We start from the raw sequence: 22074 nt of genomic DNA, 5'->3' as shown, positions 1-22074 counted from the left end.
AATGACGCACTCTTCATCAAAATTAATCAGTGATAGATAACACGAACATGCAAATAGAAATTAATTCCCGCGCTTATTGGGATGCGCGATTTGAAAATGATTGGGTCGCTTGCCAAGGCGACAAACAATCGCGTTTCTTTGCCAGCATCGCCATTCAACAATTGCCAGGTTGGCTGCTGGATCAAATTCGGCAAGAGAAGTTGAGGGTGGCGGACTGGGGTTGTGCACAGGGGGATGGTACTGATGTTTGGGCCAGTTATGTACCGGCTGAGCAGATTAAGGGTGTGGATTTTTCTGCTGCGGCGATACAGCAGGCGCATGTGCGTTATCCCGCCTTGGCGTTTGCAAATACCGACTGGCTGACGTCATCACCATTAAATCAGGATGTATTTGATGTCGTGTTTTCTTCGAATACGCTGGAACATTTTCATCAACCCTACCAGGTTTTGCAAACGTTAAGTCAGCGGGCAAGCAAGGCACTGGTGTTGGCCTTGCCTTACCGCGAGCTGGAGCGAGAGAGCGAGCATTTCTATTCTTTCTTACCTGAGAATATCCCGTTGCAACTGGAAAATGGCTTCAGCCTCGTTTGGGCCAAGGTACTGGATTGCCGCCTTTTGCCAAATAGCCTATGGCAGGGTGAGCAAATCATCTTGATGTATGCAGATATGGGCTGGCTTAAAAAACTGGGCTTGCGTTTGAGTCATGTGCATATGGTGCAAACAGATGTGCAATCCGAACAGATTCAATTGCAAACTTCACTGAGCGAATGCCAACTGCAATTGCAGCATGCACAGCAAACTCAAAAATCTCTTGAGCTGGAAAGTGTGCATCAAGAGCGCTTGTTGCTACAACAGGAAAAGGCTTATCAGCAACAGCAACTCGATATCGCTGAATTGCTGTTGAAGTGTGAAAAACTACAGCAAGGCATAGACGAAAAGGTACAGCAGATACATGGCCTGAAAGATCAATTGGTGGGCAGCGAACACGCCTTGAAAGTGCAAGGCAAAGCCCAATCTGAGTTGCAGAGTTTGACAGACAGTCTGCAAAAGAAAGCAGATGACTACGACAAGCTGGTTCAGCAACTGGACCTTCGTGATGCGCAAATCAGCAGGATCAATCTGGATGTGCATTACAAGGAGCAAGCTATCAGAGAGATGAAGCAGTCTTATTCCTGGATATTGACTCGGCCCTTGCGTTTTACCCGGCTATTCTTTCAAAGCCCAGGGCGCGCCTGTTATGACCTGGCCAAATTTACCTTCTGGCGTTTGCCAGCAAAAATGCGCTGGGCATTGCATGGCCCCAGGCATGATTTCGTGCGGTGGGTGAGAGCGTCAACTTCACCCCTTAATACAATACAGTTCGTGCCTGCCGGAGTTTCCGTTAGCACTGACAACTCAAGTGCGCCAGTTGCTGTAAAAGCCGTGAAAAATTCAGATTTAAGCTGGCCTGAATTCCAGCAACAGGTATTGTCGTGCCGCGCAGATTACAAGGGCATCTTTGTACAGGAACTGGTGATTGACTGGAATGTGCCTTTGTACCAGCGCCCCCAGCATATCGCTGCTGCCTTTGGCCGCCTCGGTTATCTGGTGATTTACCGCACTGACAATTGGGCGGGTGATGATGTGCAGGGTTGCAGGGAAGTGGCCAGGAACGTATGGATCACGAACCGCCATGAAGTCAATCAGTTGCAGGGTGTTGTGCGTTCACTGTATTCAACTGCTTATGCCAATACGCCTGAGCTGTTGTTGGAAAATGGCAAGCGCGGCACGCTGGTGTATGAGTACATAGACCATATCGACCCGCAAATCAGTGGAGATGCGGAAAACGTGCGCCGTTTGCTGGCTCTGAAGGATTTTGCTTTCAATGGTGGCGCAGATTATGTAGTGGCATCTGCCAAAAAATTGTATGAAGAAGCCATCGCTGCAGTAGGTGCGGATAAGGTCATCCTTGCACAAAACGGGGTCGATACTACTCATTATCGTCACCCCAAACACCTGAGTACGCCGCTGCCGCATAACCTGCAAAACTTCCGCGCTAAATATGGCAAGGTAGTTGGCTATTTTGGTGCACTTGCGCCCTGGCTATGGTATGAGGCCGTAGCTGATCTGGTTCACAGTCGCCCTGATCTTGGTTTTGTATTTATCGGGCCTGATTACTACGGTGGTGCAGACAAACTGGTGAAGGCAGACAATCTTTTGTATATGGGCACGGTGGATTATCAAATCCTGCCAGCCTATGCGGGTCAGTTTGATGTTTGTTTTATTCCATTCGCCCCCGGTGAAATCGCTCGTACCACTTCACCCCTCAAATTATTTGAATACTTTGCACTGGAAAAACCTGTGGTCGTGACCAGGGATATGGCGGAGTGCGTCGCGTTCGAAGATGTATTTTCTGGCAACAGCGTGGAATCGCTAAGTACTGCGCTGGATGCCGCCTTTGAGGTGAAAGATGACCCTGAATTTACCCGGCGCCTGGCTGATCTGGCAGATGCCAATGACTGGGACTGTCGTGCCAGGGCAATGGAAAAAGCATTTCAAAAACCTTGATGGCATTGAAATGCTTGTGCAGTAATTTCTGAATCTGAAAGTAAATCATCATGAAAAAAATATTGTGTGTCGTTGGTACCCGTCCTGAAGCCATCAAGATGGCCCCCATTATTCTGGCCTTGAAGCAAGAACCCTGGGCGCAGGTCAGGGTGCTGGCAACGGCACAACATCGCCAGATGCTGGATCAGGTGTTGTCATTTTTTGATATCGAAGCCGATATTGATTTGAATATAATGCGTCCTAACCAGTCATTGACAACGCTCACTGGCCGTATGTTGCTGGACCTTGATGCAGTCTTGCTGGAAGAGAAACCGGATGTGGTCTTGGTGCAGGGCGATACAACAACTGTCATGACAGTATCGCTGGCCTGCTTTTACCACCGCATACCCATAGGCCATGTTGAAGCGGGCTTGCGTACCTGGGATAAACAAAATCCATTTCCAGAAGAGGCAAACCGTGTATTGACCGGTCGCCTCGCTCAATGGCATTTTGCCCCGACAGAAAGTTCACGCCAGAATCTCTTGCGCGAAGGTGTGGCCGATAGCGACATCATCGTCACAGGCAATACTGTGATTGATGCCTTGCTGATGACGGCGGAATGTGAATTGAACCTGGGCATAGAGCTGGATGCCAGCAAGCGCATGGTACTCATCACTTCACACAGGCGTGAGAATTTTGGTGAACCATTTGCCCATATCTGCCGTGCGATACTCAAGCTGGCGCAGGATAACCCGGATGTGCAATTCCTTTACCCTGTGCATCCAAATCCGAATGTCAAGGAAGTTGCCCATGCAACGCTGGGGGCTTGCGCGAATATTCATTTGTGCGCACCGCTGGACTATGCCCCCTTCGTGGCTGCGATGAAGCGTGCCTATCTGATCATCAGTGATTCTGGTGGCGTACAGGAAGAAGCGCCAGCGCTGGCCAAACCTGTGCTGGTCTTGCGTGAAGAAACTGAACGACCAGAAGCAGTAGAGCAGGGCGTAGTCAAACTGGTTGGTGCAAATTACGACAATATCGTCACAGAGACACAAAAACTGCTGGATGACGAGCTTGCCTACAAAGAGATGGCAAGGGGCGTATCACCTTATGGTGATGGCCTGGCAGCTGGGCGGATAGTGCGGGTACTCCAGCAATATTACGCAGCCCAGGATAAATCTGCTGATAGCGACAGTGAAGCAGCAGTTGAAACCGAGCCTGCATGATGCGCCTCGTCTATCTCTCGCCTGTTCCCTGGAACAGCTTTGCCCAAAGGCCACATCAGTTTGTGCGCTGGTTTCACCAACAATTCAATGCGAGGGTATTGTGGGTGGATCCCTATCCCACACGTTTGCCAAACATCAACGATGTGCAACGCGTGCTGGCTGCAAAGTTTGCGCAGACATCCACTGTCGCTGACACTGTCAAGGATAAAGAAAATCCAGAAAAAGCAGACTGGCTGACACTGGTCAAGGTTCCTTCCTTGCCGATAGAACCTTTGCCTGCTTCCGGGTTTTTACAGCAATGGTTTTGGCGCAAGGCGATGGCAGAGATAGATGCATTTGTTGATAATTCCAAGGCACAGATCGTTGTTGGCAAGCCTTCCAAGTTGGCTTTGCAGGTGCTGGCGCGTTACCCTGAGATGACATCCATGTATGATGCCATGGATGATTTTCCGGCTTTCTATGAAGGCTTGTCCAGTAAGGCCATGGAGCATACAGAGGGCAAGCTGGCAGCCAAGGTGAATAAGATCGTGGTTTCTTCCAGCGCCGTTTCACGATTTTCGGCACAGGCTGACAAACTGAGTCTGATCCTGAACGCCTGTGACAGTGATAATTTGCCACCTGCATTGCCAAGATCAGAGCAGTCACCCGTCTATGGTTATGTGGGGACGATAGGGCACTGGTTCGACTGGGATGCAGTCATCAAGTTGGCATCTTCTCTGATCAGCACTGAGCCGCGTGCACTTGTGCGCCTGATAGGGCCAGTGTTCACGCCGCCACCTTGCGCATTGCCAAAGAATGTGCAACTCTTGCCAGCATGCAGCCATGCGCGTGCCATGCAGGCCATGCAGAAATTTTCTGTAGGCTTGATACCGTTCAAGCGCAAATTGCTGACGGCCTCGGTTGATCCTATCAAGTACTATGAATACCGATCGCTGGGGATACCGGTATTGTCATCTGACTTTGGTGAGATGTCTTTGCGGGCAGATGAAGATGGCGTGTTTTTATACAATGGGGATAGTGATTTCACGGCTCTGCTCATGACTTGCCTGCGGCATCGCAGCAGTGCAGATGGCCTGAGCAAGTTCAGGGCAGATAATTCCTGGACAGCCCGGTTTGCCGGACTGATACCTCTGTTTGATGTCGGTGTTGATCACAGGGGGCGCCGGAGATCGGCTACCAGACTTGAGCAATTTGCATGGCAGCGTGCCTGATTTTTGTTTTAACGCTCAAACCGGGTTTTCAAGTTCAGGAACCAGGATTCGTAATAACGGAAGCTGATACTGGCGGTGACGGTAGCTACAATCAATGTCAGCAAGAAAACCGCAATACCTGGTTCATGAATCTGCAAGACAGCAAAAAGTTTGGTGACAAAGTTTTTGCACAACATGTGTAGCATATACATGCCATAGCTGATCGACCCCAGATAGGCGATAGGCTTCAATGAGAGTATCGGGGCCAGGGGATGGCGTTCCTGAATGACGCAGGCGCCGACCAGACCCGCAAACAATATCGAGGCAACAAAGCCTGGCAATACATTGCTAAGCAAGACTAGCAGCAGTGCGATGAAGAACACAGGTACTGACCATGCCTGACCAAGGATGCGGTAAAGCCAGGTGAAGTGCCTCTCATCGTTCAAACCCATCGCCAGCAAGGCACCGATGACGATGGGTAATTGTATGATATCGAATGCGTGCAGCCCTGCGATTTGGCTTGTGATGCAAACTGCAATGACACTGATCAGGATGATGCTGGCTCTTTTGACTGAACCAGCTAGTAATAACAGTGGTGGCCACACCAGATAGAACTGCTCTTCCGCTGCCAGTGACCAGGCAAAATAAAAGATGACCCGTCCATCCAGGGTGACAAAGATATTCGAGGTGTAAGTCGCAAAGTAGATGAGATTGTGAAAAAAAGCCTGGCCTGGTTCAGAATGACTTTCCAGTACATATACCAGTACGATATACAGCGCCAGTGTGCCGTAATACAGCGGAAAGATCCGCAGTGAACGGCGCAGGTAAAATGCCTTGAGATCTATCTTGCCATTGCGCTCACGTTCTCTTAGCAGCAGGGTCGTGATCAGGAAGCCACTGATGGCAAAGAACAATTGCACACCTTGTGCGCCTATGCCGGCCAGTACTTCATTGATGCCCGTAGGCGCAGTGTGATGCCAGATGACGGCGATGATGCTGATGGCGCGCAAGCCATCCAGGGATGCAAATCTATTATTCGACAGATAATCGGCAAACGGCTTAAACATCCACGCTCCTGGCAGACTGACTGGTGTGCTTGTCAAGTTTCATGTTTGTCTGGTCTGAGTGCGTTTGCTGGGATGAATAGTCTTCGGTTAAGGCAAGTTTACCTTTAAGTAAGAAAGCCCGCACGGAAATTTATCTTTGCGGGCTTTGCTGATGAAATTGTGGTGAATGTGCAAGTTCAGGTTTCTGCCCACATACGCAAGAGATTGTGGTACTGGCCTGTCAGGCTCAAAACTTCTGCACTATCACCTAGCAAGCTGCGCAGGCGGGTGATGTTCTGGTCCATTTCAAACAACATCGTGCGGCGTGCGTCGTCGCGTATCATGCTTTGCGTCCACAAGAATGAACATACACGTTCACCACGGGTAACTGGCAAGACCTGGTGCAGGCTGGTGGAGGGGTAGAGTATCAGGTCTCCTGCTGGCAATTTGACTTCATGGGTACCGTAGGTGTCGACTACCTCAAGCTCGCCGCCATCATATTCTTCCGGATCACAAAGGAATAAAGTGGAAGATACGTCAGTACGCAGGCTGTAGTTGACATTGGCGGCAGTGGCGACATTGCGCACAGCGCCGTCTACATGCAGGCCATAGTGTTCGCCACCGGCATAAGAATTGAATAACGGTGGCACGATGCGCAAGGGTAGCGCAGCAGCAAAGAACAGGGGATTGTTTTTTAATGCTGCAAGGACGATGTGGCCCAGTTCTTGTGCCAGTGCAGAATGTTCAGGCAGTTGGCGGTTGCGTTTTACCTGGGCACCTTGTGTCCCCACTGTTTGTTTGCCATCAACCCAGTTTGCTGCGTCCAGCCTTAGTCTTATTGCGCTGACTTGCTCACGGCTGAGCACGCCAGGTATATGTAACATCATTACGAATGCTCCAGAAAAAAGCCCCTCAGGTCGAGGGGCCAGTTTGCTTACCTTAGAATTTTACATTTGCTGTCAGGCTGACTGCCCTTAGTGTACCTGGAGTATAACGGTAACCACTTTTGTTGATGGCAGCAACATAGACTTTGTCAGCGATGTTGTTGATGTTCAGTTGCAGGTCTATGTTTTTGTTGATGGCATAGCTGGCCATGGAATCAAATACCCAATACGCTTCTGTTTTTGCCGGTGTACCTACCGCGCCATCCGTGCCACGCAACAGTGCATCGACAAAACGTGCGCCGCCGCCGATCTTGATGCCCATAGGTAATTGGTAAGAAGTCCAGGCTGTGAAGCTTTGCTTGGGTGTGTAGCTCAGGTTGTTGATGCCGCTGGCAGTTACCAGTGGGCCGCTTTCAACACTGGTATCCATGCGGGTATACCCTGCGCTGACCAGCCAGTTGCGGTTGACCGCACCTGTCACGCCCAGTTCTACACCTTGTACTCGTTTTTTACCAGTTTGGTAGTACAGCAAGTCAGTCAGGTTTTGTACGACTTCATTGGATACTTCAGTGCGGTAAATCGCTGCTGTGAAAGACAGTTTCTGGTCCAGCAAATCCCACTTGGTACCAATCTCCATATTCTTGGTTTCTTGCGGATCAAACTTTGGATTGGCAGCGCTACTGGCAGATGCGCTCAGGGCAAAGTTGGAACCACCAGGCGGCTGCTTGGATGTGGAATACGATGCATAGACGCTGCTGTCCTTGCTTGGTTTGTACAATGCACCCAGTTTGAAGTTGACCAGGTTGCCGGCCATGTTCAGGTTGGTAGGAACTGGCGTGCCCACTGGTAAGGTAGGATTGGCCGTAGCTGTGGACAGGCTCACGGCAGAATAATCTGTCGTGTAATGGTCAATACGCACGCCTGCATTGGCTTGCCATTCAGGGCTGAACTTGATTGTGTCAAATACATAGGCACTGGCTGTATTGGTTGCACCACGGGTAAAGACGGCATTGCGTACCGGGTTCAGGCCAGTCACAGGGTCACGGGGATTGGGGTTGTAGAAATTAGCTGCTGGCAAAGTACCCAGGCCATCATTGCCCCAGGTATTTTGTTTTTCGCTGGTAATTTCAACACCGCCGACCAGGCTGTGTTTCAAACCACCCAGGTCCAGGTCTGCCACCAGGTTAGTCTGGTTGGTCAGGATTTCATTTTCCTGGTCTTTCAAAGTGCGCGTGCCGCGTGCCAGCGTCCATGTCGAGAGGTCAGTTACTGATGGTGTCAGCAGATTGGCGGTCGAACCCATGAACGAGGTCAGCAGGTAATGTTGGCTGGTTTTGCCGTAGCGTGCTGTGTTGATCAGTTTGACCTTGTCGCTGAAGTCATGTTCGATACGACCAGTCAACATGTCCGCTGTGACTTTGTCAAAGTCATTCACAGAGCCGTAGAAATTCTCTGGGTTGACTTTAGGTGCCGTGCCAATGAAAGGGCGTTTTGGGTCAGGGCTGGTATAACCAGGCAGGCCAACTGTAGGCACGCCACCGTCCGGCACATTGTCTTGTTGCACATGCAGGTAATTCACATAGATGCGGGTAGCAGACTTCAGTCCAAAGGCAAAGGAGGGGGCTACACCCCAGCGTTTGTTCTTAAGTTCATTGCGGCCAACCACGCCACTGTCCTGATCGACCACGTTCAAACGGAATGCAGAGCCCTGTTCAGCACTGATGGCCTTGTTCCAGTCCAGTGCCACACGTTTTTGGCTGCCACTACCGACAGTCACATTGCCCAGGATGGCATCATCAAGAGTTGCCTGTTTGCTGACCAGATTGACTGAGCCTGTAGGGGCACCACGGCCATTATCTGTGCCAGCCGGACCTTTCAATACGTCGATTTGTTCAATATTGAACAAATCGCGGGAGATGGAACCCAGGTCACGTACGCCATCTACATAAATGCTGCTGGACGCATCAAAACCACGCATGTAGATGCTGTCACCAGTGCTGGTGCTGCCATTTTCACCGAGGAAGAATGCGCCCACACCAGGTGTGTTGCGCAGCGCTTCAGTCAGTGTCAAAGCACCTTGCTGATCAATCAGCTCGCGTTTGATAACCGTAATGGTTTGTGTCGTATCGACCAGCGGTTGAGTATATTTAGGGGAAGATGCTTTGTCTGCCTTGAAATCATTCTCGGTTTTTGCAGTGACTTTAACCTCAGGCAGGGCCGGGTCAGCGGCATGGGCCACGATAGGCAGCAAAAACGCGGCTGCTGCGACCGTCATTGTGTGGTTAATGCGCGTATTGAAATTGGAGTGCTTGCGACTCTTGATGTGAACCATGATATTTCCTGGATGATAATGAAAATAAAATACCGCTGGCTTTTCTTCAAGAATGGCTGAGGTAGAAATGTAAAAAAATCAGAGCGCAATTGTAACGAAATGAAATGTGAAAGTAAATGATAATCGTTCTTATTAGTATCTGATATTGATCAAAGAAGGTGTAGCTTTCATAAAATTGTCTGCTGCCTTAGCGAGATTCAGCTGCGTTCATGCAATTTGTTGTTTCTTTTTAAATCTTTTATTGCCAATAAATTGCAAGTGTTTGTTACTTGGATAGATATTTAATGATCGGCAGTCAACAATAAGCTTGCTGTTGCGTTAATTGACTACATTACTTAATTTTCGGAGTTCACCATGCGCAAGCTTATTATCCTGACCACTATTGCAGTTGTTTCACTGGCAGGATGTGCGGTCCAGCGTTATCCTGCTCACTCGCAAAATCAGTATCCCCAGCAATACCAGACCCAGCCTCAGTATCCGGCTTATGGACAGAATCCTCAGAATTACCCTGCCCAGCAATATCAGAACACGTATGTGGATACCGCTGTCATTGTGGGTATGCGTGATGTGAATGTTGGCAGCGGCGGATCTTCTGGTGGTGGCGCTGTGGTGGGGGCATTGCTTGGCGGTGTGTTGGGCCATCAGGTTGGTAAAGGCACAGGGCGTGACCTGGCTACTGTAGGTGGCGCAATTGCTGGTGGTGTGATCGGGAATGAAATGGAACGCAATTCGACTCCAAGACGAAAACTGGAATTGACTTTGCGCTTGCCTAATGGAGATCAGCGTGCACTGCTGGTGGAGCCGACTAATTATTATCGTGTTGGCGACAGGCTCAGAGTGACTTACCAGAACGGGCAGATGGTTTTGGCACCCTGATTGCTCTTGGAGATACGGGCTAAACCCGTGTTAAATAAAGAAATCCACATGTTTCAATGCGTGTGGATTTTTTGTTTTCAGATTCCATATAGTGTTAAGTGTCGGCCTCATACAGTAAAGCGCAGGGACTCAGGCTACAATATAGCTTGATCATCTACGAGCTGAAGCGAAATCAGAACTATGCCGAAACCCATGCTGAGTACCAAAGAAGCGCTGGATTTTTTATTATCCGCAGTGAGATCTGTCGGTGCTGCGGGAAATATTGAAATACTCGCTACGATTGCTGCCAATGGCCGCATACTCGCTGAAGACCAGTCGTCTTTGCTGGACGTGCCTCCGGCAGATAATACCCAGATGGATGGCTACGCCGTGCGCGCCAGTGATTGCGTCAGCGGCGAGACACGCCTGCGTATCTCGCAAAGAATACCGGCTGGTCATGTGCCACAGGCGCTGGAGCCCGGCACTGCTGCCCGTATCTTCACCGGCGCCATGATACCCGCAGGCGCAGACGCGGTCATCATGCAAGAACAGTGTCAGGCAGACGGTGAATTTGTCGTCATCAAACACCAGCCACATGCTGGTGAATGGGTACGTCGCCAGGGCGAGGATATCCAGGCTGGCTCCCCTATATTAAAAGCTGGCACGCGCCTGCGGGCGCAGGAATTGGGATTGGCAGCCTCAGTAGGTTTGGCGCAATTGCCCGTATTGCGCCAGCCCAGGGTCGCGGTATTTTTTACCGGCGATGAACTGACCATGCCTGGTGAAGTCTTGAAGCCCGGCGCGATTTACAATTCCAATCGCTTTACACTGAATGGCTTATTGGAAGACCTGGGTTGCATCATCACTGACTATGGCATCGTGCCAGACAAGCTGGACGCAACACGGGACACTTTGCGTCGCGCCAGCCAGGATCATGATCTCATCATTACCTCAGGCGGGGTTTCTGTCGGTGAAGAAGATCATATACGTCCAGCGGTTGAAGCTGAAGGTAGTTTGAATATGTGGCAGATCGCCATGAAACCAGGCAAGCCCCTCGCTTTTGGTGAGGTTGGCAAGGCATTTTTTATGGGCTTGCCGGGTAATCCGGTATCAAGCTTCGTCACTTTCCTGTTATTCGTACGCCCATTTATCCTGCGCATGCAAGGTGTAGAAAAAGTGGAACCTGCTGCTTACCAGGTGCGTGCCGATTTTGAATGGTTAAAGCCGGACAGGCGCAATGAGTTCTTGCGTGCCCGCCTGAATACAGAGGGTGGTCTGGATCTGTTTGCCAACCAGAGTTCTGGTGTTCTGACCTCTACCGTCTGGGGCGATGGCCTGATCGATCTTGCGCCAGGTCAGAGCGTACGCAAAGGCGAATTGGTACGATATATCCCTTTCAGCAGTTTGATGTAAGCTGCTGCTCGCTTGAATTTACCGCAATTTCCAGTGTTTTAGATAATGAATATACAGTTACGTTTCTTTGCCAGTGTCCGCGAAAAACTGGGCATGTCCGAACAAAAGGTAGTTTTGCCAGCAGATGTCAGAACAGTAGGAGAGGTCAGGGCCTGGCTGGCAACGCGTGGCGATGTCTGGGCTGAGGTGCTGGCATCCGGGCATGCTTTGCGCATGGCTTATAACCAGCAGATGTGCGAGCCGGATACCGCCATCAGCGAAGGGGCTGAAGTGGCTTTCTTCCCACCAGTGACCGGCGGGTGATACATGGCTATCCGTGTACAAACCGCTGACTTTGATTTAAATGCCGAGCTGGCGCAACTGCGTCAGGCTAACCCTGGCATAGGAGCTGTAGTCAGTTTTGTTGGTCTGGTGCGCGATATCAATGATGGTGGGGAAGTCAGTGCCATGGAGCTGGAACATTATCCTGGCATGACAGAAAAAGCGCTGGAACACATAGTCGCGCAGGCAGAGGCGCGCTGGAACCTCATCAATACTATTATCATACACAGGGTGGGAATTTTGCAGCCGCTCGACCAGATAGTCCTTGTTGCCGTGGCAACGCGCCACCGTGGCGATGCTTTTGCTGCTTGCGAATTCATCATGGACTATCTTAAAACACAGGCACCTTTCTGGAAAAAGGAGCAGACGCCAGAAGGCGCACGCTGGGTGGATGCGCGTGAAACCGATGATCTTGCTTTGCAAAAATGGATGCCACCACCAACCGGGGGTGGTAGATGAGCTGGCTGGGTGCACTGGCAGTTGGCATAGGTGCGGCGTTCGGTGCGTGGCTGCGCTGGGCTTTGGGATTATGGTTTAATGGCACAATGCCGCTATTACCGATAGGCACACTGATTGCCAATCTGGGCGGGGGTTATGTCATCGGATTTTCTGTCGCCTTTTTTGCAGCATATCCTCAGCTCTCACCCGAATGGCGCTTGTTTCTGATTACCGGTTTCCTCGGCGGATTGACGACTTTTTCTACATTTTCAGCAGAGGCGATGAGCCTCCTGCATCGTGGTGACTACGGCTGGGCCCTATTGCATAGCGGCGCTCACTTGATCGGTTCCATCATTTGTTGTTTTGCCGGCTTTGCCACTTATAAGGCATTTTTTCAGTAATATTGCTTCATTAGTTGCTTCATTAGTTGCTTCATTAGTTGCTTGAATAAAGCCCGGCATATTCACAGCCAGGTGTCATGTATCTGCAATTGACTGGGAAGCATATTAATGTATTGCACTATGCGTGGTAGCTTGCCATGATTGGCGCGGCTACCATGGGGCAGAGCCTGGTGCCAGATCACCAGGTCACCCGCTTTGCCACCCACAGGTATTGCACCCAGCGTATGTAAATCCTGTTCCCTTGGGTTGGTATTGTCTGGCAAATCACCCAGCCATGTGGCCAGTCTGCGGTGAAATCCGGGCACCAGGGTCAATGCTCCTTGTTCTGGCGGCGTATCGGTCAGATAGAGTAAGCCCTGGGTTGCGAATGGTACGGGCTGATGCAAACTCACATCCCAATGCAGATCAGGCCCTTGGAAAACATGTCCCTCTTTTTCAGGGACGTTAAAGCTGCAGCGGTCAGTGGTCGCCCATAAATCTGCCGTTCCCCACAATTGCGCAAATGCCTTGTGCATGCGTAATGAGCGGCGGTTTTTTTCGAAAGCGCCTGACTGGAATAACTGCACCATGATGTTTGCATGCCCCTTGTGGTACCAGCTTGCGTCATCGTCTGCCCTTGCACCCAGAGTCTCCCAGATCACTTGTTCAGCCTCAGCACAATCTGCAATTGGCACAGCGTTGGACAAGACCACAAAACCATATTCAGACCAATGCTGCAGGTCTTCTGCACCGAATACATCCGGCATATTGTTGACTTGGTCGAACAGGTTCAGAATCTCCTCCGGGAGTGGCGCATCTTCATACAGATTGTGCAAGCGCGCTATGGCGCTGCCAGATGGCGTGCCTGCCGTAGCAAAGGCCCATGTCTGAAAATCGGTAAAGCCAGGGCGGTTTTGCAGAAGATACTGCGTGGTTTGTTCCAGCCCCAGTCCCAGCACATGCAGGAGCAGGCGGTCTCTGTGGAACTCGGGATTGTGCCCCTGGTTCTTGCCATTCAGTGCTGCCATCATGCGCGACCAGTAGTGATGTAGACCCGGTACCTCCGGCTGTTCATGTCCGTTTGATTTTTCTTGAGAATCTGATAGTGGCATGGCAGCAGTCTGGAATGCAAAAACAGCATCATAGGAAATAAAAGTCTATACCGCAATACACATGTAGGTATTGCAATATTACCTATTGCTTCTTAAAACACATGGGTATAATCCTTGTTAATTATCTAAACCACATCCTCCTCGACTATCATGAGTGCTGACACTACTTCTTTGTTTCCTGTCATAGAACCACATCGTACTGGTATGTTGAAAGTCGATGATATTCATACCCTGTACTGGGAAGAGAGTGGCAATCCCAACGGCCAGCCCGTAATTTTCCTGCATGGTGGACCGGGTGGAGGCACAGCGCCAAATCACCGGCGCTTCTTTGATCCTGAACATTACCGCATCGTGTTGTTTGATCAGCGTGGGGCAGGTAAATCCTTGCCGCTGGGTGAATATCGTAATAACACCACGGCTTTGCTGGTGGAGGATATAGAAAAAATCCGCATCATGCTTGGCATAGAGCAATGGCTGGTCTTTGGTGGCTCCTGGGGTTCGACTCTGGCGCTAGCTTATGGCGAAGCGCATCCCGAGCGTTGCCTGGGATTTGTCCTCAGGGGTATTTTCCTGTGCACCAAGGCCGAGGTGGAATGGTTTGTAAACGGCATGAAATGGTTCTTTCCTGAGGTGCACCAACGGTTTGCCGAGGGCGTGCCAGCAGAAGAACGCCACGATTTGCTGCAAGCCTATGCCAAACGCTTGTTTAGCGAAGACCCTGCTATTTATACCGAAGCCGCACGTAACTGGAGCCGTTACGAAGGTTCTTGCATCTTCCTTTTGCCGCAGGCAGATACCATCGCCGACTTTGAGTCAGATGCCGTCGCCATAGGTTTGGGCAGGCTGGAAGCGCATTATATGATCAATGCTGCCTTCATGCGCGAAGACCAGTTGATTGAGGATATCAGTCGCATTCGCCATTTGCCAGCCGTCATCGTGCAAGGCCGCTATGATGTTGTTTGCCCTCCAGTGACTGCGCAGAGGCTGCATCAGGCCTGGCCAGAAGCAAGCATGCATATGATTGCTGACGCTGGACATTCTGGCGGTGAGCCTGGCATTGCTGCTGCTCTGGTAGAGGCAACCAATCAATTTAAAAAATCTGGCAAGTTCGTTTAGGATTTTGCCGTCTTTAGATTTATTTAGATTTATTTTGATTTGGCTTAATTCAACATACCCGCCGGAGGTACCTCTGGCGCACTGCCCATCATTTCCAGGGTGAAACCCCAATCTGCTTTTTCAACAGCATCCTGGAATAATTTGCAAAAGCCATGCAGCAAACGCTTGCCCATGGCAATTTCAAAATTCTTCCCGCCGGCGACTGTAAATTCCATCCTGAATGGCAGTTTCGCGTGAACGTGGAATTGTATGTTCTCCGGCAACATCGCTTCTTTGCCCAGCGGCCAGCTTTCAACATCATCTTCCAGTGGTGCATTGAAGTGGCCGCTGTCCTTCATTTCAGCCACTGAGGCTTCATGTTCCATTTGTACCAGTTCTGAACTGGCATGGGCGGCGCTGGGTTTGCTCATCTTGACTTGCTTGCCCATGGCTTCCAGCAAGCCTGGCCAAAACTTCATGGTCGTGCTGCGTGTAAACAAGAGGTCTATTTCTTGTCTTGAGGGCTTGTCCTTTTCTGCGAACGACAATTTGAGCAGCAGTCTATCCTGATCAGGAAGATAAGTAATTTGTATCTGATGTAAATCCATGTGGTCTTTGATATAAAACAAACATCGTGAAATGCACTGCGAGTTTAGCTTTGCCTATTCTTGAAATTGGCTGGCCTGCCCCAAATTGTATGCTAACTAATTCTTCAGGAGAGAGTCATGCGGCTCGACAAATTAACGACCAAGCTACAAGAAGCGCTCGCCGATGCGCAAAGTCAGGCAGTCGGCAATGATAACCAATACATAGAACCTGTGCACGTCTTGTTGGCATTAATCAACCAGGATGATGGTAGCAGCCATTCCTTACTGCAAAGGGCTGGGGTGAATGTGGCAGCCCTGAGCAATGCCTTGAAAGCGGCTCTGGAGCGCTTGCCCAAGGTCAGCGGCACTGATGGTCAGGTCCAGGCCGGGCGCGAACTCGTGGGTTTGCTGAATCTGGCCGACAAAGAGTCGCAAAAGCGTGGCGACCAGTTCCTTGCCAGTGAAATGATCTTGCTGGCCTTGACCGATGACAGGTCTGAAGCAGGCAAACTGGCACGCGAAAATGGCCTGACCCGCAAGGCACTGGAGGCAGCCATTGCCGCAGTGCGCGGCAGCAATAATGTAGATAGCCAGGATGCCGAAGGGCAACGCGAGGCTTTAAAGAAATACACAATGGACCTGACTGCGCGTGCCCGTCTGGGCAAGCTTGATCCTGTCATCGGCCGCGATGATGAAATCCGTCGCGCCATCCAGGTCTTGCAGCGTCGCAGCAAGAATAACCCTGTATTGATCGGTGAGCCTGGCGTGGGTAAAACGGCCATCGTTGAAGGTCTGGCGCAGCGTATCGTCAATGGTGAAGTACCAGACAGCCTGAAATCCAAGCGGGTCTTGTCGCTGGACATGGCTGCCTTGCTGGCAGGCGCCAAATACCGAGGTGAATTTGAAGAGCGCCTCAAAGCCGTGCTCAAGGAAATCGCCATGGATGAAGGCCAGACCATCGTCTTTATTGATGAGCTGCACACCATGGTAGGTGCAGGCAAGGCAGAAGGTGCGATGGACGCTGGCAATATGCTCAAGCCAGCACTGGCACGCGGTGAATTGCACTGCGTAGGTGCAACCACGCTTGATGAATACCGCAAATATATAGAAAAAGATGCAGCGCTGGAGCGTCGTTTTCAAAAGATCATCGTGGATGAACCTAGTGTAGAAGCAACCATAGCAATCTTGCGTGGCTTGCAAGAGAAATACGAAGTCCATCATGGTGTCGATATTACCGATCCGGCGATTGTCGCGGCGGCTGAATTGTCACATCGCTACATCACTGACCGCTTCTTGCCAGACAAGGCGATTGACCTGATCGATGAGGCCGCGGCCAAGATCAAGATAGAGATAGATTCCAAGCCAGAGGTCATGGATAAGCTGGATCGTCGTTTGATACAGCTGAAGATAGAAAAAGAAGCCGTCAAACGCGAAAAGGATGAGGGCTCCAAGAAGCGCATGGTCTTGATTGAAGAAGAGATAGGCAAACTGTCGCTGGAATATGCTGACCTGGAAGAAATCTGGAAAGCAGAAAAAGCGCTGGTACAGGGCAGCACCCATATCAAGGAAGAAATAGAAAAAATCCGTTTGCAAATGGATGAGGCCAAACGCCGCGGCGACTGGCAAACCATGTCTGAATTACAGTACGGCCAATTGCCCGAGCTGGAAGCCCAACTCAAGCATGCGGATATCCAGGCGGATAAAAACCAAAAAGATGGTGGCAAGATGAAACTCTTGCGCACCCAGGTTGGTGCAGAAGAAATTGCCGAGATTGTGTCGCGTGCAACTGGTATACCCGTGTCACGTATGATGCAGGGTGAGCGCGAGAAATTATTGCATATGGAAGACGCCTTGCACCAGCGTGTCGTTGGCCAGCATGAGGCGATTACTGCGGTGTCCGATGCTATCCGTCGTTCGCGCTCGGGCCTTGGTGACCCTGGCCGCCCTTACGGTTCTTTCCTGTTCCTTGGGCCGACTGGCGTAGGTAAAACCGAGTTATGCAAGGCACTGGCGAATTTCATGTTTGATACGGAAGAATCCTTGATCCGTATCGACATGAGTGAGTTCATGGAAAAACATTCAGTTGCCCGTCTGATTGGCGCGCCACCTGGCTATGTGGGATATGAAGAGGGCGGTTATCTGACCGAGGCTGTAAGACGTAAACCGTATAGCGTCATTTTGCTGGACGAAGTCGAGAAAGCGCATCATGATGTGTTTAACGTGTTGCTGCAGGTATTGGATGATGGCCGTATGACAGATGGACAAGGCCGCACGGTGGACTTCAAAAATACCGTGATCGTCATGACATCCAACCTGGGCTCGCATCAGATACAGGCGATGGAAGGCAGTGATCCGGAAGTCATCAAGATGGCGGTGATGGGTGAAGTCAAGACCCATTTCCGTCCTGAATTCATCAACCGAATAGATGAAATCGTGGTTTTCCATGCGTTGGATGCAAAAAACATAGGCGCGATTGCCAAGATACAGCTAAAAACCCTGGAGCAGCGTTTGCGGCAGATGGACATGGGTTTGCAGGTCAGCGAAGACGCTTTGCAAAAAATTGCAGAGGCAGGTTTCGATCCTGTGTATGGGGCAAGGCCTTTGAAACGCGCCATCCAGCAAGAGATAGAAAATGTCTTGTCGAAACTGATATTGCAAGGCAAATTTGGTCCCAAGGATATTATCGCGATTGATGCCAAAGATCATGAACTCGTGTTTAGCAAAGCTGGCGAACTGGCTTGAAAATAAATTGAACTTGGGTATGCATTACTGGTCTATACCTGAGTAGGAACGCAAGTTGGGGCAGCATGAAAGTGCTGCCCTTTTTTTATTTGAACTTGACGCAAAATCGTCCAGGTTGCGTTGTGACTCATTGCTACTTCCGCTTAAAAAAACTTGAAGGTGATTCACCAAAGGTTTTTTTGAACATGGCAGAAAATGCCGACTGGCTTGCATAGCCAAGTTCAGACGCCACTCGCGATAAAGGCAAGCCGCTGGTAATCAATGGCGATGCTTTCGATAAGCGCATTTGCTGGCGCCATGCAGTGAATGACATATCAAGTTCTTGCTCAAACAGGCGTGATAGCGTGCGTGAAGATGCGCCTACCTGTACTGCATAGTCTTCCATCGTCAGGCCAGAGGCCGGGTCTGCCAGCAAAATTTCACACAGGTTTTTTAGTCGCTTATCTCTGGGCATGGGCAGGCGTATGGGCAATGCTTTTGCTGCTTGCAATTCATCCATAACGACAGCAGCAATATGATATTCACGCGGGCTGGCGACTTCTATCAATTCCATGCAGGCGATCAATTCCCTGAGCAATGGTGAGACTTCCAATACCAGGCAATCCGAACCGCGAAATGGTGCAAAATCGGCATGGATATTCAGCAGCCGCAAATGGGAAGGTTCTATGATGCGTACCTCATGTGCCACATTCGGCGGTATCCAGATTGCCCGTAGCGGTGGCACAAACCAGGCATTGTTGTTCGCCAGTATCTGCATCATACCCTGCGGCGTGTAGGTGAACTGTCCCCATGTGTGACTATGCATGCTGATGATTTCTTCCGTTGGCAAGTTCCTTGCCGCCAGACGCACCGGGCGCTCGGGAGTGGGGCGTTTGTCTGGTGCCTGCGGGCGGGTATCTGTCAGGATGTCAATTGCCATGATTTTTCTGGTCTATGTAGCGCAACGTCAGCGTTACTTTTTGTTTGGCGGAAATTCGATAAAAATTGTCTATCTATCTTAAATCAGACTACGCGAATTTGCATACAGTGTGTGCATGAAAGCGTATTTGCCATCTGAATAACGCGTGAAAACAGGAGATGAATTAAATGACAATAGCAGCAAGCAGTCAGGTAGCACCTGAAAATATTAAAAAAGACGTCATGGTGATCAGCCTGGTAGGCCTGGCGCACGGCATTTCTCATTTTTTTCATATGATACTGGCCCCCTTATTCCCCTGGATTAAGGATGCATTCACCCTGTCTTTTGCCGAGCTCGGTTTGCTGATGACAGTTTTTTTTGTGATTTCTGGGATAGGGCAGGCCTTGTCCGGATTTATTGTCGATAAAGTCGGAGCCAGGGCAGTACTATTTTTTGGCATCAGTTGCCTCGGAGTGGCTGCCTTGGTCTTGTCGCTGTCACAAAATTACAGCATGCTCTTGATGGGTTCGATGATGGCCGGGGTAGGGAATAGCGTATTCCATCCGTCTGATTACACCTTGCTCAATAAAAAAGTATCTAGCCAGCGGCTAGGCTATGCATTCTCTGTGCATGGCATCACTGGTAATCTGGGGTGGGCTGCTGCGCCGGTGTTTCTGGTGACTATCGCCGGTCTGACAACCTGGCGCACGGCCTTGCTTTGTGCCGCTTTCCTGCCTTTTACCGTTTTGGCAATTCTGGTTTTTTACCTGGACTTATTGCGCACTGACGTAGTGCAACACCAAAGTGCCGCACATGCAGCCAAAGCTGCTGAGGGCGCGATGGATTTTATGCGCATACCCGCAGTGTGGATGTGCTTCGGGTTTTTCTTCATGATTGCCATGGCATTGGGTGGCATACAAAGTTTTTCATCCGCCAGCTTGCGTCAGATGTATGACATGTCGCTGGGTTCTGCCACCACGGCCTATACGCTGTATATGTTGGCTTCGGCTGGCGGCATGTTGTGGGGTGGTTTTCTGGCAGCTAAAACTACGCATCATGACAGGACAATTACGCTGGCATTCAGCTTTGCCGGGATTTTCTCGCTAATACTGGCCAGTGGGGCTGTGAATGCAGGCATCGCTATTTTGCTCATGGGTGCAATAGGATTTGGTTCTGGCGTTGCCGGTCCTTCACGCGATTTGATGATACGTGCTGCTGCTCCCAAGAATGCGACTGGCCGTGTGTATGGCATAGTTTATTCCGGTCTTGATTCTGGTCTGGCGGTGGCACCGTTGATTTTTGGTGCGATCATGGATGCGCATCATCCATCCTGGGTATTTATTTGCGTTGGCTTCTTCCAGGTGTTGGCAATATTGACGGCCGTCAATGTCGGTAGCAAGACCAGGGCATTGGCGGCCTGAGCATAGCTGGTTAGAATAGGCTTCCCGACCAACAAGGATAAATCATGAGCTTTGCTACCTGTGATATTTGTGATGCCAACGAAGACAAGATTGCCACGCATGAACTGGCTGTCATCCCACCTATCTTCTTGCGTTATGGTGCGGTCATCAAATTCTGCGGCCAGGCAGTGACGCTGAAAGTATTTGAAGACAATGTGCTGGTTAGGGAAACGCTGGAAACACCAGGCAATAGCCAGGTCCTGGTAATAGATGGTGGTGGCAGTTTCCGTTGCGCACTGGTAGGCGGTAATTTGGCGGCGCTGGCTGAAAAAAATGGCTGGGCAGGTATTGTCGTGCATGGTTGCATCCGTGATGTGGATGAAATTAATGCCTGCAATATCGGTGTAAGGGCCATGGCACCCATGCCTTTGCGTGCTGCAAAACATGGCGGCGGCATGAGGGATGCGCGCATTAATATTGCAGGTGTTGCGATCAAACCCGGTGACTGGATCTATGCCGATGCCGATGGTGTCCTGGTAGCCAGGCAGGCGCTGGTCTGATTGATAATGCCTGGACGGGTGTGAACGCATACGGCCTGTGGGGCGGTATGCGTTTTTTTTCGGGCAGGGGAATCGCAGGCTATGGTATAAAGTCTGAACCCTGCCATTTATTCTATTATTTTATGTTTCTTCGCTTATTGGTTCTTGCCCTTGCTTCCACTTTATCGATCACTGCGCCTGCTCAAGCACAAGATAAGCAGAGCGCAACATCTGCCAAATCGGTTAGTGAGCCATTTCAGAGTAAAAAAATCTTCCAGATGACGCCGCAAGAGGTGGATCAGTACCTGGCGTACTTACATGCCAATGTGCCCGATTTGCGCCAGCGCATCGCCATCATCGCCAGAAAAAATATAGGCCAGCCCTACAAGTTGAACCTGCTGGGAGAATTTCCTTTCGAGTTGCATGACAACTTGCCCTTGTATAGCCTGACGCATAGCGATTGCCTGGTGTTTGCTGAACATACCTATGCCATGGCCTTGAGCAGTTCCTGGGAAGAATTCTTCTGGACACTGCAACGTATACGCTACAAAGACGGTTTGATCGGTGTGGTCACGCGCAATCATTACACGGAAGTGGACTGGAATACCAATAACGCCTGGTTGCTTAAAGATGTCAGTGCAAGTTTTAGCGCAGACAAAGTGGCGAGCTATGATATCGTCGTCGATAGGGCAAAATTCCTGCGCGAGCAGCACCATAAAGAAACTGCTATCCCAGTGCAAACCAGCCATGAAGCTTATGTCAAAGCCGACAAGGTCAGTGCCGTACTGGATCAATTGCGCGATGGTGATTTTGTGAACGTGGTATCGGACAAAGATGGATATCAATCCATCACCCATGTCGGCCTGATCGTGGTTGATGCGAATGGCAAGCGCAACTTCCTGAACTCTGGTGAACCACAGGTCAAGGAAGAGAGCTTTGATACTTTCATCAACCGTACCAATGAAAGAACCAGGACCAGCAAGCAGGCAAAGCCACGCCGCTTGCTAGGTTTTAAATTCTTGCGTTTGCGCGACGATATCGTCATACCCGGTGCTGTCACTTTGCCAAGGCCAAGGTAGGCGCAGTAAACC

The 22074-nt window shown here is 50.4% G+C and carries 19 protein-coding genes; 13 read left to right on the top strand and 6 right to left on the bottom strand.

The features are described 5' to 3' along the window. Window positions 1-47 precede the first annotated feature (47 nt). From ACO0LG_RS12005 to ACO0LG_RS11995, 3 genes are read left to right on the top strand one after another with little or no spacing between them, the layout of a single operon-like run. Window positions 48-2546 (top strand): methyltransferase, encoded by a 2499-nt coding sequence (locus ACO0LG_RS12005; RefSeq protein WP_423026542.1) that lies wholly within the window; start codon window positions 48-50, stop codon window positions 2544-2546. 50 nt (window positions 2547-2596) lie between these two features. Further along, window positions 2597-3751 carry a non-hydrolyzing UDP-N-acetylglucosamine 2-epimerase gene (gene wecB / locus ACO0LG_RS12000; protein ID WP_423026540.1) on the top strand — a complete coding sequence of 385 codons (1155 nt, stop codon included), beginning with the start codon at window positions 2597-2599 and terminating at the stop codon, window positions 3749-3751. After that, the gene (locus ACO0LG_RS11995) at window positions 3751-4962 is read left to right on the top strand and encodes a glycosyl transferase (protein WP_423026538.1); all 1212 of its coding nucleotides are present in this window, start codon (window positions 3751-3753) and stop codon (window positions 4960-4962) included. Before wecB ends, ACO0LG_RS11995 begins: the two co-directional genes overlap by 1 nt. A gap of 8 nt (window positions 4963-4970) precedes the next feature. On the opposite strand, the gene ACO0LG_RS11990 is transcribed toward ACO0LG_RS11995, so the two are convergent. The 3 genes from ACO0LG_RS11990 to ACO0LG_RS11980 form a co-directional block, all read right to left on the bottom strand. After that, window positions 4971-6008: an acyltransferase family protein gene (locus ACO0LG_RS11990; RefSeq protein WP_423026536.1), complete on the bottom strand. Its 1038-nt coding sequence runs from the start codon at window positions 6006-6008 to the stop codon at window positions 4971-4973. Between the two features lie 176 nt (window positions 6009-6184). After that, window positions 6185-6874 carry a Fe2+-dependent dioxygenase gene (locus ACO0LG_RS11985; RefSeq protein WP_423026534.1) on the bottom strand — a complete coding sequence of 230 codons (690 nt, stop codon included), beginning with the start codon at window positions 6872-6874 and terminating at the stop codon, window positions 6185-6187. Between the two features lie 52 nt (window positions 6875-6926). Beyond that, entirely contained in the window at window positions 6927-9203 is a 2277-nt protein-coding gene (locus tag ACO0LG_RS11980; RefSeq protein ID WP_423026532.1) for a catecholate siderophore receptor Fiu, read from the bottom strand. 354 nt (window positions 9204-9557) lie between these two features. Here ACO0LG_RS11980 and ACO0LG_RS11975 point away from each other — a divergent pair, with 354 nt between their 5' ends. The 5 genes from ACO0LG_RS11975 (at window position 9558) to crcB (ending at window position 12631) form a co-directional block, all read left to right on the top strand. Next, window positions 9558-10079, top strand: coding sequence for a glycine zipper 2TM domain-containing protein (locus ACO0LG_RS11975; RefSeq protein ID WP_423026530.1), 522 nt, complete (start codon window positions 9558-9560; stop codon window positions 10077-10079). A gap of 180 nt (window positions 10080-10259) precedes the next feature. Then, window positions 10260-11471 carry a gephyrin-like molybdotransferase Glp gene (gene glp, locus ACO0LG_RS11970; protein WP_423026528.1) on the top strand — a complete coding sequence of 404 codons (1212 nt, stop codon included), beginning with the start codon at window positions 10260-10262 and terminating at the stop codon, window positions 11469-11471. 45 nt (window positions 11472-11516) lie between these two features. Continuing rightward, window positions 11517-11774: a molybdopterin converting factor subunit 1 gene (gene moaD, locus ACO0LG_RS11965; protein WP_423026527.1), complete on the top strand. Its 258-nt coding sequence runs from the start codon at window positions 11517-11519 to the stop codon at window positions 11772-11774. 3 nt (window positions 11775-11777) lie between these two features. Beyond that, window positions 11778-12251, top strand: a complete 474-nt coding sequence (moaE, locus tag ACO0LG_RS11960; RefSeq protein ID WP_423026525.1) for a molybdopterin synthase catalytic subunit MoaE — start codon at window positions 11778-11780, stop codon at window positions 12249-12251. Continuing rightward, the gene (gene crcB / locus ACO0LG_RS11955) at window positions 12248-12631 is read left to right on the top strand and encodes a fluoride efflux transporter CrcB (RefSeq protein WP_423026523.1); all 384 of its coding nucleotides are present in this window, start codon (window positions 12248-12250) and stop codon (window positions 12629-12631) included. Before moaE ends, crcB begins: the two co-directional genes overlap by 4 nt. A 62-nt stretch (window positions 12632-12693) precedes the next feature. Here the strand turns inward: crcB and ACO0LG_RS11950 are convergent, their stop codons facing one another. Next, window positions 12694-13641 carry a phytanoyl-CoA dioxygenase family protein gene (locus ACO0LG_RS11950; protein WP_423026521.1) on the bottom strand — a complete coding sequence of 316 codons (948 nt, stop codon included), beginning with the start codon at window positions 13639-13641 and terminating at the stop codon, window positions 12694-12696. Window positions 13642-13872: 231 nt separating this feature from the next. Here ACO0LG_RS11950 and pip point away from each other — a divergent pair, with 231 nt between their 5' ends. Continuing rightward, window positions 13873-14838: a prolyl aminopeptidase gene (gene pip / locus ACO0LG_RS11945; RefSeq protein ID WP_423026519.1), complete on the top strand. Its 966-nt coding sequence runs from the start codon at window positions 13873-13875 to the stop codon at window positions 14836-14838. A 44-nt stretch (window positions 14839-14882) separates the two neighbouring features. On the opposite strand, the gene ACO0LG_RS11940 is transcribed toward pip, so the two are convergent. Beyond that, a complete protein-coding gene (locus ACO0LG_RS11940; RefSeq protein ID WP_423026517.1) occupies window positions 14883-15425 on the bottom strand; it encodes a hypothetical protein in 543 nt (180 codons plus the stop codon). Between the two features lie 117 nt (window positions 15426-15542). Between ACO0LG_RS11940 and clpB the strand changes: the two genes are divergently transcribed. Next, window positions 15543-18146: an ATP-dependent chaperone ClpB gene (gene clpB / locus ACO0LG_RS11935; protein ID WP_423026515.1), complete on the top strand. Its 2604-nt coding sequence runs from the start codon at window positions 15543-15545 to the stop codon at window positions 18144-18146. Between the two features lie 133 nt (window positions 18147-18279). On the opposite strand, the gene ACO0LG_RS11930 is transcribed toward clpB, so the two are convergent. Then, window positions 18280-19065 (bottom strand): AraC family transcriptional regulator, encoded by a 786-nt coding sequence (locus ACO0LG_RS11930; RefSeq protein WP_423026513.1) that lies wholly within the window; start codon window positions 19063-19065, stop codon window positions 18280-18282. Window positions 19066-19232: 167 nt separating this feature from the next. Here ACO0LG_RS11930 and ACO0LG_RS11925 point away from each other — a divergent pair, with 167 nt between their 5' ends. From ACO0LG_RS11925 to ACO0LG_RS11915, 3 genes are all read left to right on the top strand, one after another. Further along, window positions 19233-20465, top strand: coding sequence for an MFS transporter (locus ACO0LG_RS11925; RefSeq protein WP_423026511.1), 1233 nt, complete (start codon window positions 19233-19235; stop codon window positions 20463-20465). A gap of 44 nt (window positions 20466-20509) precedes the next feature. Continuing rightward, window positions 20510-21004: a ribonuclease E activity regulator RraA gene (gene rraA / locus ACO0LG_RS11920; RefSeq protein WP_423026509.1), complete on the top strand. Its 495-nt coding sequence runs from the start codon at window positions 20510-20512 to the stop codon at window positions 21002-21004. A gap of 257 nt (window positions 21005-21261) precedes the next feature. Then, window positions 21262-22062: an N-acetylmuramoyl-L-alanine amidase-like domain-containing protein gene (locus ACO0LG_RS11915; protein WP_423026507.1), complete on the top strand. Its 801-nt coding sequence runs from the start codon at window positions 21262-21264 to the stop codon at window positions 22060-22062. Window positions 22063-22074 lie beyond the last annotated feature (12 nt).

Source organism: Undibacterium sp. Ji42W (assembly GCF_049340405.1).
Lineage (GTDB): Bacteria > Pseudomonadota > Gammaproteobacteria > Burkholderiales > Burkholderiaceae_D > Undibacterium.
This window is presented reverse-complemented; position numbering and strand designations above follow the sequence as displayed.

Excerpts from the sequence above, each read along its gene's own strand:
- ACO0LG_RS12005 (WP_423026542.1), top strand. The coding sequence starts at position 48 with ATGCAAATAGAAATTAATTCCCGCGCTTATTGGGATGCGCGATTTGAA.
- wecB (WP_423026540.1), top strand. The coding sequence starts at position 2,597 with ATGAAAAAAATATTGTGTGTCGTTGGTACCCGTCCTGAAGCCATCAAG.
- ACO0LG_RS11995 (WP_423026538.1), top strand. The coding sequence starts at position 3,751 with ATGCGCCTCGTCTATCTCTCGCCTGTTCCCTGGAACAGCTTTGCCCAA.
- ACO0LG_RS11990 (WP_423026536.1), bottom strand. The coding sequence starts at position 6,008 with ATGTTTAAGCCGTTTGCCGATTATCTGTCGAATAATAGATTTGCATCC.
- ACO0LG_RS11985 (WP_423026534.1), bottom strand. The coding sequence starts at position 6,874 with ATGATGTTACATATACCTGGCGTGCTCAGCCGTGAGCAAGTCAGCGCA.
- ACO0LG_RS11980 (WP_423026532.1), bottom strand. The coding sequence starts at position 9,203 with ATGGTTCACATCAAGAGTCGCAAGCACTCCAATTTCAATACGCGCATT.
- ACO0LG_RS11975 (WP_423026530.1), top strand. The coding sequence starts at position 9,558 with ATGCGCAAGCTTATTATCCTGACCACTATTGCAGTTGTTTCACTGGCA.
- glp (WP_423026528.1), top strand. The coding sequence starts at position 10,260 with ATGCCGAAACCCATGCTGAGTACCAAAGAAGCGCTGGATTTTTTATTA.
- moaD (WP_423026527.1), top strand. The coding sequence starts at position 11,517 with ATGAATATACAGTTACGTTTCTTTGCCAGTGTCCGCGAAAAACTGGGC.
- moaE (WP_423026525.1), top strand. The coding sequence starts at position 11,778 with ATGGCTATCCGTGTACAAACCGCTGACTTTGATTTAAATGCCGAGCTG.
- crcB (WP_423026523.1), top strand. The coding sequence starts at position 12,248 with ATGAGCTGGCTGGGTGCACTGGCAGTTGGCATAGGTGCGGCGTTCGGT.
- ACO0LG_RS11950 (WP_423026521.1), bottom strand. The coding sequence starts at position 13,641 with ATGATGGCAGCACTGAATGGCAAGAACCAGGGGCACAATCCCGAGTTC.
- pip (WP_423026519.1), top strand. The coding sequence starts at position 13,873 with ATGAGTGCTGACACTACTTCTTTGTTTCCTGTCATAGAACCACATCGT.
- ACO0LG_RS11940 (WP_423026517.1), bottom strand. The coding sequence starts at position 15,425 with ATGGATTTACATCAGATACAAATTACTTATCTTCCTGATCAGGATAGA.
- clpB (WP_423026515.1), top strand. The coding sequence starts at position 15,543 with ATGCGGCTCGACAAATTAACGACCAAGCTACAAGAAGCGCTCGCCGAT.
- ACO0LG_RS11930 (WP_423026513.1), bottom strand. The coding sequence starts at position 19,065 with ATGGCAATTGACATCCTGACAGATACCCGCCCGCAGGCACCAGACAAA.
- ACO0LG_RS11925 (WP_423026511.1), top strand. The coding sequence starts at position 19,233 with ATGACAATAGCAGCAAGCAGTCAGGTAGCACCTGAAAATATTAAAAAA.
- rraA (WP_423026509.1), top strand. The coding sequence starts at position 20,510 with ATGAGCTTTGCTACCTGTGATATTTGTGATGCCAACGAAGACAAGATT.
- ACO0LG_RS11915 (WP_423026507.1), top strand. The coding sequence starts at position 21,262 with ATGACGCCGCAAGAGGTGGATCAGTACCTGGCGTACTTACATGCCAAT.